Origin of the sequence: Ureibacillus manganicus DSM 26584 (assembly GCF_000772945.1) — a bacterium.
Lineage (GTDB): Bacteria > Bacillota > Bacilli > Bacillales_A > Planococcaceae > Ureibacillus > Ureibacillus manganicus.
Genome location: NZ_JPVN01000008.1, coordinates 121,705 through 134,927 on the forward strand (window position 1 = coordinate 121,705; position 13,223 = coordinate 134,927).

17 protein-coding genes are annotated in these 13,223 nt (G+C 33.7%); 11 read left to right on the forward strand and 6 right to left on the reverse strand.

The genetic code is table 11. From position 1 onward, the window contains the following. The first annotated feature begins 173 nt into the window (after nt 1–173). Both CD29_RS08310 and CD29_RS08315 read left to right on the forward strand, forming a co-directional pair. Nucleotides 174–842 carry a Type 1 glutamine amidotransferase-like domain-containing protein gene (locus CD29_RS08310; RefSeq protein ID WP_036185258.1) on the forward strand — a complete coding sequence of 223 codons (669 nt, stop codon included), beginning with the start codon at nt 174–176 and terminating at the stop codon, nt 840–842. A gap of 23 nt (nt 843–865) precedes the next feature. Continuing rightward, nucleotides 866–1,357, forward strand: coding sequence for a DinB family protein (locus CD29_RS08315; RefSeq protein ID WP_036185260.1), 492 nt, complete (start codon nt 866–868; stop codon nt 1,355–1,357). 185 nt (nt 1,358–1,542) lie between these two features. On the opposite strand, the gene CD29_RS20225 is transcribed toward CD29_RS08315, so the two are convergent. Beyond that, the gene (locus tag CD29_RS20225) at nt 1,543–1,680 is read right to left on the reverse strand and encodes a hypothetical protein (RefSeq protein WP_169716165.1); all 138 of its coding nucleotides are present in this window, start codon (nt 1,678–1,680) and stop codon (nt 1,543–1,545) included. Between the two features lie 326 nt (nt 1,681–2,006). Here CD29_RS20225 and CD29_RS08320 point away from each other — a divergent pair, with 326 nt between their 5' ends. The 3 genes from CD29_RS08320 to CD29_RS08330 all read left to right on the forward strand — a co-directional run bounded on the left by CD29_RS08320 (nt 2,007) and on the right by CD29_RS08330 (nt 3,444). Further along, complete coding sequence (locus tag CD29_RS08320) at nt 2,007–2,288, forward strand: hypothetical protein (RefSeq protein ID WP_036185263.1); 282 nt, start codon at nt 2,007–2,009, stop codon at nt 2,286–2,288. Nucleotides 2,289–2,338: 50 nt separating this feature from the next. Continuing rightward, the gene (locus CD29_RS08325) at nt 2,339–2,740 is read left to right on the forward strand and encodes a hypothetical protein (RefSeq protein ID WP_036185265.1); all 402 of its coding nucleotides are present in this window, start codon (nt 2,339–2,341) and stop codon (nt 2,738–2,740) included. 248 nt (nt 2,741–2,988) lie between these two features. Beyond that, on the forward strand, nt 2,989–3,444 hold the full coding sequence (locus CD29_RS08330; protein WP_036185267.1) for a hypothetical protein: 456 nt from the start codon (nt 2,989–2,991) through the stop codon (nt 3,442–3,444). Between the two features lie 188 nt (nt 3,445–3,632). Here CD29_RS08330 and CD29_RS08335 read toward each other — a convergent pair whose 3' ends face one another. From CD29_RS08335 to CD29_RS08350, 4 genes are all read right to left on the reverse strand, one after another. After that, entirely contained in the window at nt 3,633–3,821 is a 189-nt protein-coding gene (locus CD29_RS08335) for an aspartyl-phosphate phosphatase Spo0E family protein (RefSeq protein WP_036185393.1), read from the reverse strand. A gap of 249 nt (nt 3,822–4,070) precedes the next feature. Next, the gene (locus CD29_RS08340; RefSeq protein WP_036185269.1) at nt 4,071–4,385 is read right to left on the reverse strand and encodes a DMT family transporter; all 315 of its coding nucleotides are present in this window, start codon (nt 4,383–4,385) and stop codon (nt 4,071–4,073) included. Nucleotides 4,386–4,390: 5 nt separating this feature from the next. Then, a complete protein-coding gene (locus CD29_RS08345) occupies nt 4,391–4,726 on the reverse strand; it encodes a DMT family transporter (protein WP_036185271.1) in 336 nt (111 codons plus the stop codon). 64 nt (nt 4,727–4,790) lie between these two features. Beyond that, nucleotides 4,791–5,360, reverse strand: a complete 570-nt coding sequence (locus CD29_RS08350; RefSeq protein ID WP_036185272.1) for a TetR family transcriptional regulator — start codon at nt 5,358–5,360, stop codon at nt 4,791–4,793. Nucleotides 5,361–5,570: 210 nt separating this feature from the next. Between CD29_RS08350 and CD29_RS08355 the strand changes: the two genes are divergently transcribed. Together CD29_RS08355 and CD29_RS08360 are read left to right on the forward strand one after the other, a co-directional pair. Next, on the forward strand, nt 5,571–6,701 hold the full coding sequence (locus CD29_RS08355) for a class II histone deacetylase (RefSeq protein ID WP_328286481.1): 1,131 nt from the start codon (nt 5,571–5,573) through the stop codon (nt 6,699–6,701). Nucleotides 6,702–6,708: 7 nt separating this feature from the next. Further along, nucleotides 6,709–8,079, forward strand: coding sequence for a purine-cytosine permease family protein (locus tag CD29_RS08360; protein ID WP_036185274.1), 1,371 nt, complete (start codon nt 6,709–6,711; stop codon nt 8,077–8,079). A gap of 484 nt (nt 8,080–8,563) precedes the next feature. Here CD29_RS08360 and CD29_RS19965 read toward each other — a convergent pair whose 3' ends face one another. Then, nucleotides 8,564–8,704, reverse strand: a complete 141-nt coding sequence (locus CD29_RS19965) for a YrzI family small protein (RefSeq protein ID WP_081976195.1) — start codon at nt 8,702–8,704, stop codon at nt 8,564–8,566. Between the two features lie 562 nt (nt 8,705–9,266). Here CD29_RS19965 and CD29_RS08365 point away from each other — a divergent pair. The 4 genes from CD29_RS08365 (at nt 9,267) to CD29_RS08380 (ending at nt 13,132) form a co-directional block, all read left to right on the forward strand. Beyond that, nucleotides 9,267–10,301, forward strand: coding sequence for an ABC transporter permease (locus tag CD29_RS08365; RefSeq protein ID WP_036185276.1), 1,035 nt, complete (start codon nt 9,267–9,269; stop codon nt 10,299–10,301). Nucleotide 10,302: 1 nt separating this feature from the next. Further along, on the forward strand, nt 10,303–10,986 hold the full coding sequence (locus CD29_RS08370) for an ABC transporter ATP-binding protein (protein ID WP_036185279.1): 684 nt from the start codon (nt 10,303–10,305) through the stop codon (nt 10,984–10,986). 83 nt (nt 10,987–11,069) lie between these two features. Then, nucleotides 11,070–11,750 (forward strand): response regulator transcription factor, encoded by a 681-nt coding sequence (locus CD29_RS08375; RefSeq protein WP_036185281.1) that lies wholly within the window; start codon nt 11,070–11,072, stop codon nt 11,748–11,750. Beyond that, nucleotides 11,747–13,132: a HAMP domain-containing sensor histidine kinase gene (locus CD29_RS08380; protein WP_036185283.1), complete on the forward strand. Its 1,386-nt coding sequence runs from the start codon at nt 11,747–11,749 to the stop codon at nt 13,130–13,132. Before CD29_RS08375 ends, CD29_RS08380 begins: the two co-directional genes overlap by 4 nt. The last annotated feature ends 91 nt before the right edge of the window (nt 13,133–13,223 follow it).

Sequence of the window (13,223 nt, forward strand, 5' to 3'; positions counted from 1 at the left end):
ATTCGGGGTTATTATTTAATATTGGCATTAAAAATATACTTTCTATTCGTTAACGAAATGGGGTGTTAATCTAAGAAGGATTAATGCTCTTTTTTGTTGAAGTTAAGCTAGGATAGCTATCATAGAAGTAAAAACAAGTTTGACAGTACCAAACAAAAGCAAGGAGTGAAGTTATGAAATTTCTGCTTACATCTGGAGGCATCATGAATAAAAGCATACACGATGCGCTGGTTGGCATGCTTGGCAAGCCGATTGCAGACTGCAACGCCCTGTGCATCCCCACTGCGATGTATGGACACCCATGGGTTGGCCCTGGCGTTAAAGCCTGGGAATTCATCAGTGGAAAAGAGGAAAATCCCATGGTCAATCTCGGTTGGAAATCCGTCGGTGTGTTGGAGCTTACAGCGCTTCCAAGTATCGACGAAAACCGCTGGAAGCCTCTGATTCAGGAGACAGATGTACTGCTGGTATCAGGCGGCGACGCCCTTTACCTGTGCCACTGGATGCGTCAATCCGGGATGGCAGACCTTTTACTATCACTAAACGCAGTCTATGTTGGTATGAGTGCTGGGAGCATGGTGATGGCACCTAACATAGGGGAATACTTCGTTGGCTGGACTCCACCGGATGGTAGTGATGTAACACTGGGATTGGTTGATTTTTCAATCTTTCCGCACCTGGATCACGAAATGCTGCCCGGAAACACTTTGGCTGCCGCACAAAGATGGGCATCCGGGATGAGGGGACCTGCGTATGCAATGGATGATCAAACCGCAATCAAAGTAATCGATGGAGTGGTAGAAGTTGTATCCGAAGGGCATTGGAAACTGTTTAAACCTTGAATATACTGTTAGGGGGTTCTATATTGATAAATTTTTTTGAATATAACTGGCAAGTTAGAGACGAATGGTTTGATTGGTGTAAACAACTATCAAATGTGGAGTTGTTAAAAGACAGGACTGGTGGAGTAGGAAGTATACTAAATACCTTATTTCACATTATTGATGTTGAATACAGTTGGGTTCGTGGTATTCAAGGTAAAGAAGATATCGTAGTTGAATTCGCTGATTATGATTCGCTTGAGAAGGTTAAATCTCTTTCAGATAGATTTCAATATGAAGTAGCTGAATTTCTAAAAAATTTAGATGAACTAAAAGAGAAAGTGGTTAGGGTTCCTTGGGACGAAGATACATATACAGTTGAAGAAATATTACATCATATAATTGCTCATGAGATTCACCACATTGGTCAACTCTCTATTTGGTCAAGAGAATTAGAACTCAACCCTGTACCTGCTAATTTCATTGGAAGAAAGTTAAAATCTAACCGCACTCAATCAACTAACGGGGGTGTTTAGTGAAATATATTTTAAGTGGAATGAACAGTGGTTAAAAAATCTTGCTATAAAATAACTATTCCTTGTTGCACTAACGAAGGCGCAAAAGGATTGAGTTAGGTACAATACCAAATTCAATCCTCCGAGGTTGCTTAAATTAAATACAGTGTCATAATTTTAGAGTTCACTTCAAAAGGGAGTCATTATCATTGGTTTTCATCTTCTATTTGTTCAGAAGGTTCTTCTGTTGGATCTGGCTCCTGTTCATCATTTGGTGTACCACACCCGAACAATAAAGCAGTAGAAAGGATTGCTGTAAACGTACCAAATATTAATTTTTTCACAATTTTCACCTCGTTTAAGTAAATATCATTCTCTCGTATTATTGTCCAATTTATTTTTACATATACGTTTTAACCAATTTAAACCTAATGATGGAAAACACAGAGTTAAACTAATAAGCATTGATATTCAAACGACCTATTTTGCGAAAACAGGAAAAATGAAAAAATAGAATAATACAATAGGCAATACTTATTAAACTGCCGTGGCATTGATCCAAGAAGGATTAAAGTTATTGAATTAAACGGGGTAGGTTAGTTGATCAACAATAGGAACTTTTATAAAAGTTTAAAGTATTTTTAGAAATGGAACTGATAGGGGGATGTATATGAAAAGATTCAGTATAAGTTCAATCGTCTTAATATTTATAGGGCTTCTATTCTTTATATTAAACTGGTTAATAGACGGTTATGTTGAACCTATTGTACTTACTGGAGTTATATTTATATTGTTAGGGGTTGTATTTAGTTTTATTGCTATCTCTAAAAGGGAAAAAGGAAGTTTGAAATATATATCAATTGCTACTTTTTTCATTATATTATTTTTAGTTACTTGGTTTGATCCAATTCAAGTTCTTCGAATGATGACTTGGTTTAAAAATATTATTTAACTAATGGGGCAGGTTAGTTGAATAAGAATCAAAATTACAAATAAAGGGAGATGATTAAAATTAAAAAGTTTCCTTGGATAGTATTGCTCTTAATGTTGCCAGTAATATTTTCAGGGTGTTCAGCATCTGAAGTGATTCGTGTGGGCACTCCTGTAAATGGAATGGAAGCAATAAAGTTTGATAAGGAGAATGAAATCAAGGACACGAAATCAATAGAAGCTTTGAGGGCAATCATTAGTGAAGTTAGGGAGATTGAAGAACCAAAAGACTTAGATAGTCAACCAGACACATTTTTTTCACTTGATAGACCCAAGGAAGGCATTGCTGAAATGTGGTTGTATGTTTACTATCAAGACGATGGTAGTTCAATTTTATATAATAACGGTGCAAATTTATACTTTGCCCTTTCTGAAGAGCAAACTAATGAATTGAGAAGCATATTAAAACAATAATATTTCTTACACTAACAGGGCGTTGATCTAAGTAGGGATTGATGCCTTTTTCGTTGTACAAATTATTTTAAAAGGTCAGGTTAGTAATTTGTTTCTTCTCTAACGGAGGCGTTGATTCACAACAAGGAACTAATGCCTCTTTTGTTGAAGTTATTGAACTAATGGGGCAGGATAGTGGAACGATTGAAATACAATAATTATGAAGTTTTGGGAATAATGATACTTAACAAATTTAAGGAGAATCAGAAATGAATAAATTGATTTTCAGCCTTATCCTCGTTTTGGTAATTTTCCCCTCACAAACACACTCTGAAAATAAAATGGAAGAGTTGCCACCTTGTTCAGCAATACTTGAACCAACAAAGAACGCACCTAAAAATGCCAGAGGAATAGCACTGATTTATAATATTGAAAGAAAGTTTAATGATGAACGAACAAGTTTAAGTGTTCTTGCACTCCATTTACCAAAACCATTAAGTTTCGGAGATTATGATGGTTACGAAGTATTAGCGTATATTCCAAATGAAATAAGTTGGACGTTTCCATTGTCCCCAGTAACTAACTATAGGGAAACTACTTGGGCTGGGAAATTGGATGAAGTTTCTCCTGAAATGAGACCTACTCGTATCAAAGTTCGCACAATCAATACAACGACAAAGAAAACGGGTCCTATTGTACTTGAAAAAATACTAAAACCTTGTTGAACAAACGCGGGCTTTAGTTCAATAAGTCATGATTAATAAAATCATAAAATCATCTAGGGACGCGATTCATCATAAGTGAAAAATTCCACCTTTTCAAAAGTGGAATTTTCTACTTTTGAAAAGGTGGAAAAAAATAATTTCTCCGATACCAAACTATTTAATAATTAGCATGAGCATTGTTGTTCTACCTAAAAGCCAATCCCCTTGTTTGAAGAAGTTTTAATTAAAGAATATTCATTTAACAGCTTATCTAGGCATTGGCTTAATTCAATTGTAACTGGATGGGTTAAGCCCATTTCCATACCACACTTTATCAATTTAGACCTAAGAGTTTGTATTTCTTTGAGAATAATTAATTCTTCTAATGTGTATTCCATATTAATATTATCTCTTTTCATATAGTCTAAGTCCTTGTTTTGGTATATATCTCGTTTAATTCGAAAATGTTTACAAATTATTAAAAAAATAGTCTCATTTGTGGATGGAAAATAGCGCATTAAAGTGAATTGCTGCAAAAAATTGTATGTTATTTCATTTAGTTTATAAACGGTTAAGATTCCTAACAATTATAACGAGTTGTGAAGAAATTCCGTGATGCCCCATGGTATAACGTCGATATCGAATACTTAGGTAATGGCTTTAAGTCCGACTACGCCAATGATAATTAACCCTACACTACAAATTCGTCCAATACTACGTGACTCTCCGAAATAAATCATATTTATAATTACAGCACCTGCAGTTCCCACTCCAATCCAAACAGCATACGCAGTACTCACTTGTAAAAAATTAAAAGATAAATAGAGACATAGTAATGCCAATCCAAAACCGCCTGCATATAAAACGAAGTTAATTAGCGATTTCTGCATACTATATTTTTTTAATCCAATAACAGCTACAAATTCGCTAATAGCAGCAAATGTTACAAGTAACCAACCCATGATCTTCACCTCGCAGTTGTTTGTTCTTTAGTATCAGAAATATTTAATCCAATCACACCAATCACTAAAATAAAAATAAAGAGAATTTTAAAAATGTTTAGTTCTTCGTTGAAGATAAACACATCCATTAACGTTGTTCCAATTGTTCCAAAAGCAGCAAAGACAGCATAAACAGTTCCTGTTGGGAGTGTTTCGCATGCTTTTGCAAGGAACTGTAAATCAGCGATTACCAGCGTCGCAATTATTATCCAATGCGACCAATGTGAGACAACATTTAAACCGAAAATCCAAAATAATTCAAATAAACTAGTGAGTATTACAAATATCCAACCTTTAGACATTTAAAACCCTCCTAATGAATGAATGTCATTCATTTTTATGTTAATAAAAAACGAGATGGAAAAATTATCTCGTTAGTGCTTTTTTTATAAATATTAATACATCTTTCTTATCTTGTAAAATTAAATTTTTTTCTTTCTCATCAAATAAATAGGCGCGTTCAGCAGCTGCTTCAATTAATCCCCAAAGAATCTTAGCTGTTTGTAATGAATCAATTACTAGGTGGATCTCGTTATTTTTATTAGCGGAATCTAGCAAATTAGTTAACCAGCTATAGTATGGTTCGTAAGCATCTACCCATTCATCTAAGAAGTCAGAAGCAGACAATCCTGCATAAATAATTCCTACTAGCTCTTTATGTTTTTCTGTTACCTCAAATACTGTGTCGATTAATTGTTCTATTTTTCCGAAAAAATCTAAATCAGTTGATACATTACTTCTAATAGATTGGATCATTTCGCTAATCATTACATCTGCAATAGCAGGCATTACAGATAATTTAGATGGAAAATATAAATAAAATGTACCTTGAGCGATTCTAGCTTCTTTCGCAATATCAGAAATTTTTGTATTTTCAATTCCTTTTTCACCAAAAAGCTTTATAGCTGCATTAATAATTCTTTCTTTTTTATCCATATAGATTATCACCACTTTTCTTCCAATAATAAAAGTTTAGCCTATATTATTCATTGAAACAATGGATAAAGATAAAGTTTAGATGATTCAGATAATAGATTGACAAATGAATCTGATTCATTTATTGTGTTTTTTAAGAAAATGAATTTCGTTCATTTTTAAGGAGAAACATATCAATATGGACAATATTCACAATAAAACGAGTTTGGAGTGGTTATTTTGAAAAAGACTGGATACATTTTTGACGAAAGTTTCTTTTGGCATGACAACGGTTCTGGTACCTTATATTTACCAGCCGGTGGATATTTAGAACCGGATGTTTTTGTAGAGGCTCCTTCAACAAAAAGAAGAGTAAATAACCTATTAAATCGTTGCGGATTAATTAAAGAATTAGAGACTATTGAGCCTCGTTCAGCTACAAGAGAAGAAATCGAGGAAGTGCACCTTCCTTCTTATGTAGAATATGTAAAACAATTAAGTGACACAACAGGAGGCGATGCAGGGGATCACGCGATTGTTGGAAGAGGGTCTTATGAAATCGCTTTACTTTCAGCTGGTGCAGCAATTACTGCGGTGGATTCAGTATTAACATCTAAGGTGAAAAATGCATATTCCTTATCCCGACCACCTGGTCATCATGCTGAGCCGGAAAAGGGAATTGGGTTTTGTATATTCAACAATGTGGCCATTGCTGCTAAATATGCTAAAAAGAAATATGGTTTGAAACGAATTTTAGTCCTGGATTGGGACGTTCACCATGGAAATGGGACAGAGAAAGTTTTCTATGAAGATGATGAAGTATTATTCATATCAATCCATCAGCATCTCAGTTTTCCAAATAATACTGGCTATGCTACTGATACAGGAAAAGGAAAAGCTGAAGGCTTTAATGTAAATATCCCATTACCTGCTGGAACAGGTGATGCAGGTTATTTAGAAGCTTTTCAATCAATTATTGAGCCGATTACTAATGAATTTAAACCGGAGTTAATAATCATTTCAGCGGGGCAAGATCCTGGAATGTTTGATCCTCTAGGTCGAATGAATATGACTGCAGCTGGCTTTGGTGCAATAACAAATGTCATGTTGGAACTAGCTAATATTCATTGTAATGGACATATCGTCTTTGTTCATGAGGGTGGATACAGCAATGCATATGTACCATTTTGTACATTGCGCATAATAGAGGAAATGTCTGGAGTAAAAACAGATGTGGAAGATCCATTTACAGGTTCACAAACGACTGATGTGGTAAATATAGTTCAACGACAAGCGATTGATGAAGTCATAAAAATTCAATCTCAGTATTGGAGAGCGTTTGAAGGTGTAATGTCAAAATAATTCGGAGGTGTTTTTATTGGCGAAAATTGAGGATGTTAGTCATGAATTTATTCCTCTTGAAAAGCGGAATAATAAAGCAAGTGAAATGTTTTTCACATGGTTTTCAGCTAGTACGGTATCTACAACACTGGTAACAGGGGCGCTAGCTATATTAGTAGGTTTAGATTTTTTATGGGCAACGATTTCAATTATTGTAGGTCATGCAATAGGGGCGGTTATTATGGCCTTGCATGCTGCAATTGGCCCTAAGAGTGGCCTTCCGCAAGTAGTTCAAAGCCGTGCGCAATTTGGATATTACGGAGCAATCTTGCCGATGGTTATCATTTTTACAATGTATATCGGATATGGCTCTACTAATACTGTAGTAGTTGGTCAAGGTTTGCAAGAAACGTTAGGGTTGAATTTAAATTTAATGGTTATTTTGAGTCTAATTCCAACAGTGTTAATTGCAATTTTTGGTCAAAGTATTTTACAAAAATCTTTGAAAGTCTTTACGATAATCTTTATCTTTATCTTTGTTATTTTAACAATTCTTCTTTTTGCGAATTTAAATAACACACAATTGATTTCAGGGGAGTTTAATTTGTCTGCCTTTATATTAATGGCTTCTATTTGTGTAACATGGCAAATAACATATGGACCGTATGTCTCTGATCATACAAGATTTATTAGACCTGAGGAAAGCAAAAAAACATTTTATTATAGTTATGCGGGCACATTTCTAAGCTCTGCGTGGTTAATGATTTTAGGGGCTCTTAGTGCGTCTATGGTAACCGACGGGAATGTAATGGGTCAAATTAATAGTTTAGGTACAATTGGATGGATTATTGCTTTTCTATTAACGATAGGGATACTTATTATTAATTCTTTAAATATTTATGGAGCCGGAATTATTTTGTTATCAATTATTAGTAACTTTATTCCATTTAAAACTACTGCAAAGTTACGTGTTATTGCATCTATAGCCATAGCTTTTACTATTGCATTAATAGCTACAGTAGGGGCAGGAAACTTTATGGCTAATTTCCAAATGTATTTAGTATTTATTTTATTCTTTATTATACCTTGGAGTACAATTACTTTAATGGACTTCTTTGTATTGGGAAGATCACACTATCACCATAGTGAATATGGAAAAAAGGATGGTATTTTCAAGGCGTTTAATACAAAAACAATTGCAGTATATCTAATCACAATATTGATCCAAGTTCCATTTTTAAACACTGAAATTTATGTAGGACCAATTGCGAAAGCTATGAACGGAGTAGATATAGCGTGGATTATTGGTATTATTGTGGCAGCTACACTGTATTATGTCTTAATAAAAATAACTGTACCGGTTCTTAGTAGTTCTAACACGCCATCTTTAGAAGAATAATAGAATATACCCCAATTTAAATAAGCCTAATAAATCAAGAAGTCCCATGTATTTTGATTTGTTAGGTTTTCTTTTGTTTTTTCATTAGCTTCCTCTTTTCAAATAAGATATTTAACTAACAGGGAATATTGGTAGAATAAGGGGATTAAGCAATTAAAAATTGCCAATTTCAATATGGGAATTACGCTTTTTTAGAATTAGAAATTTCCCTAACTTTGTATTTCCGCACTTACCTAAACTAAATCAAGTTGTATGTGAAAAGTATCGCTTAAAAAAGTGCAAAATACCTCCTGAAGCAACCCGTTCTAGGTTAGAACGGGTTAGCTTACTGAGGTTTAAAAATTAAATAGCTATATTGTCACTTTATATTGCTTCATTCTGCTAGCTAGGTTGAGTCTTTCTCCACCCATAAAATTGCATGTCGTCTTATGATCATATAAATCATTTTCAATTCCCACCTTTCATGTTTTTGTTATAAACAAAGTTAATAAGGACGAATATAACTATCTAGTTTTCTTCGGTTTTCTTCAAAGATTTTTTTCACTTGTTCATTATGAAGTGCTTTCTCAAGAGAAATTTCACGTTTTGTAATAGTGATTGATAAAGAAAAAATGTGCAATGTCATATATTTTCACCTCCTTAAAATACCCAAAAAACAGAAAAAAACCGTAGAGAGAATCCCCCTACGGTAAAAAAAGGCACAAAAATACCGCAGGGGCACACTTCTCCCTACGGTATGGGTATACTTAATTACAAAAAAATCTTAAGCGATCCATTCCGATCTAGTCGAATGTGTGATTTTCATTTTTGATGAAGTTGTATCTACTAATTTAACGATAACGATCATTTCATTCGACCTCCTTAAGAATTTTTTATTTACTTTGTAAGTATATCCATCTTTTAACTATTTGTAAACATTTTTTACCAAGTTTTTTTAATTGTGCCAATCCTAGAAAATACCTTGAGTTAGAACCTATAGATGGTGAGTATTCCGTTACGATTGGTTTGAGTGATCCTAAAACGGGGAAGTTTACTTGAATAGTGCTGAAAAAAATTAGTGCAACGATTGGGCCGATCTAGTCCATTTTTAAAAATCTAATATAAATACATTGTAATCATTCGTTCATTCTCTGTTCATTTAAGAATTGTATTTTAATGTTGTCAAAAGGAAATTGGAGGAATGAACGATGAATCTTGCATTTAAAGAAATAAAAAAGAATAAGGTAAGATTTTTAATCTTAGGGTCAATAATATTTCTTGTTAGTTTACTAACGTTTATTATTTCGGGTTTAGCAAATGGATTATCGCAGGATAATGCTTCCTTAATTAAAGATTTACCAGAAGGACAGTTATACATGAATGAGGATGCAGAAGAAGCTTATACTCTGTCTAAAATCAATAGCAGTTTACAGGAAGAACTTCTGACCGACTATAAAGACGCTACAGCATTATCAATTCAAATGGGAATCTTAAATGATCATAAGGGCAAACAACAAAGCGTAGTTTTTGTTACTTCAACCGAGTCGAAAAATTTTAAGGATGTTAAAGACGGTGAAATTATATTAGATCAGTCAATGAAAGAAAAAGGAATAGAAATAGGGGATACATTGACGAATCCTCAATTTAGTGGAGAGTTTACTGTAAAAGGCTTTGTTGACCAAACGAAATTCAGCCATGCAGCAGTTGCATTTATCAACATAGAGAACTACAAGGAAATCTATAGAGTAAATGAAATGCAATTAGTATTTGTTCCAAAAGATAATTCGCCTCAAGAAATTTCGGGGTTACGATCCTTTTCAAAGCAGGAATTTTTGAAAACAATACCTAGTTATAACGCAGAGCAGATGACATTAAACATGATTGTTTGGTTTTTAGTGGTCACAAGTGGTATGTTGTTTGCCATTTTCTTCTATATGATGAACGTTCAAAAGATTGGGCTATTCGGCATATTAAAAGCAATTGGTTTGAAGACAAGCAGGTTATTTACAATGATGTGGACACAGATGATTTTTATTACAACGACTTCCCTTGCACTGTCCATTGCAATAAGTCAAGGATTTAATTTAATTACTCCTGAAGGAATGCCATTTAATTTATCGATAGAAACAACATTGAGTTTATCCGTTGTATTCCTAGTCATCGCATTTATTGGTACAACCATCGCAAGCTTACAAATTAGAAAAGTTGAACCATTGCAAGCAATTCAACAAGGAGAGATATAATATGTCTTTATTTACACTTAATGAAGTGAAGAAAACGTTTAATAATGGGCAAATAAAGGAAGAAATATTAAAAGGGGTAAATCTCTTTCTTAGAGAAGGTGAAGTAACAGCATTAGTGGGTTCATCTGGATCAGGTAAAAGCACGTTACTGACAATAGCCGCAGGGCTGCAATCAGCATCAGATGGAGAAGTACTATTTGAAGGGAAAAATCTTAGTCAGATGGATGAAGAAAGTATTCGTAAAATACGGGCAACTGATTTTGGCTTTATTTTTCAATTTGCCCATCTTGTCCCTTTCCTTACTGTAGAAGAACAACTACTATTAATGTTAGACGTATCTGAATCGAAGTTGAAAAAACATGAACAAATGAGTGTAGTTGAGAGGATTCTACAATTAGTTGGAATGGAACATAGAAAAAATGCTTATCCATCTTCATTGTCAGGTGGGGAGAAACAACGAGTTGCTATTGCACGTGCAATTATCCATAAACCTAAAGTACTTTTTGCTGATGAACCAACCGCAAGTTTAGATTCAAAAAGATCTAAAGATGTGATGGCATTAATACGAGAAATTACGAAAAATTTGAAAATTACTACGCTATTTGTGACTCATGATGAAGAAATGCTTTCTTATGCGGATCATATTATTAAAATGAGTGATGGCTTAATTGTGCAACATAGTTAATTTATTCAGCATATCATTTAGCCCGGCTATTTATGCTGGGCTTTTTTCTTATTTCAATTGTCACCATTTAAGGAGCGACCACAATGAAAAAAATTATAGTTGTTGATGATGACATCCACATTTTAGAACTTTTATATATTCATCTATCAGAGCAAGGATATATTGTATTCAAAGCAAGAGATGGAATTAGTGCTTTAGAAATTCTTCATAAGGAAAACTGTCATATAGCCATTGTAGATGTAATGATGCCATTTATGGACGGTTATGAATTAACAAAGGTAATTAGGCAGCAGTTTAATATTCCTGTCATTCTCTTAACAGCCAAAAGTCAAATAGATGATAAAGAGAAGGGTTTTCAAGCTGGAACTGATGATTATGTAGTGAAACCTTTTGAGCCGAAAGAATTGAGCTATCGGATAAAAGCCCTTTTGCGGAGATATGACAATGTTACAGAAGAATCTATTATTCGTATGGGAAGTACAACGATTAATAGAAAAAGCTACGAGGTTCAGATTGATGATCGGATATTCCTTTTACCTTTGAAGGAATTTGAACTTTTATATTTTCTTATGGCAAATCCTAAACAGGTTTTTTCAAGAGATCATCTTATTGAACAAATTTGGGGGATTGATTATGAAGGGGATGAAAGAACAGTAGATGTTCATATTAAAAGATTAAGGGAACGCTTTACTCAGTTAACAGATGACTTTCAAATTAAAACAATACGTGGGATCGGCTATTCCCTTGAGGAAAAACGGTCATGAAATCTCTTTACGTAAAGTTTGTCGTCGTTACGGTTGGAATCATGATATTAAGTAGTATTTTAGCATTTTTAATATCAAATGCCTATTATCAACAAAAGTTAAAACCCGACAACGATAGTAAAATCACGAAAATAGCGGAGTCCGTTACAACTTATATTAATGAGAATTCAGATACTAATTTAAATGTGTACCTGGATCATATTTCCTCCATTGGTTATCAGCTTTACGTAATAGATGAAATGGGAGAAGAAGGTTACTGGGGTGCAGGATTTAGAGATAACAGTCTGCCAGTATCAATCAAAGAGCTTGTGTTAAATGGGAATACGTATCATGGAATTCTTAACTTTCCACAAGAAACTTTCGTAACAGGCTTTTTTGCTAATGAATTAAAAAATACAATAGGGGTTCCATTTACACATAACGAAAAAAAATACGCTCTTTTCATTAGACCAGATATTAAACTTCTTTTTAACGAAATGCATCTGTTATTTGGATGGTTACTAATTTTTACAATATTTTTGAGTATTGTTATGGTAATTTTTAGTACTAAATATTTGGTAAAACCCATTTCAAAACTAACTTCAGCCACAAAATCACTCTCGAATGGTCATTTTAATGTGGAACTTGATATTAATCGTAATGATGAGCTTGGAGAGCTTTCCAATAGTTTTTTAAGCATGGCTAGAAAACTAGAACAAATGGATGACGTGAGAAAGGAATTCATCTCGAATATTTCTCATGATATTCAGTCACCATTGTCTAATATAAAAGGGTATACAAAGCTTTTGGAAAATGGATCAATTAGTCAGCAAGAAAAAGAGCAGTTTGTTTCAATTATTCATGACGAAATTAGCAGATTATCAAATTTAACGAAACAATTGTTACTTCTTGCCTCTTTAGATCGTGGTGATGATATTTTAAAGAAAAAGTCATTCAATATTGGTCAACAAATAAAAGAATTAGTACGAAGTTATCAATGGCTAGTAGGTGAGGAAGGGATTATGCTTAGCTACACACTGCCAGATGTCACTGTATTTGGTGATCCATCTTTACTCAATACAGTTTGGGATAACTTACTTTCAAATGCCATTAAATATAATAACCCAGGCGGAAGTATTGTGATAACACTTGAAAAAAGGGAACATTCAATCTTTGTTCGGTTTAAAGATACAGGAATAGGGTTAAACAGTGTTGAAATTGACAGGATATTCGACCGGTTTTATCGTGCAGATACTTCTCGTACACGGACAATTGAAGGAACAGGATTAGGCTTATCTATCGTTTGGACAATTATCAAACTGCATGATGGTGATATACAAGTGGAAAGTATTGAAAATGAAGGGACTATGTTTGTTGTAGAGTTACCATTAAGTCATAACTGATTTTTTACCCTCTATTGACGATCTGAAATCGTCAATGGAGGGTATTTTTGTAATCTCTTATTCATCCTCTATTCATATTGATTAAGTAAAT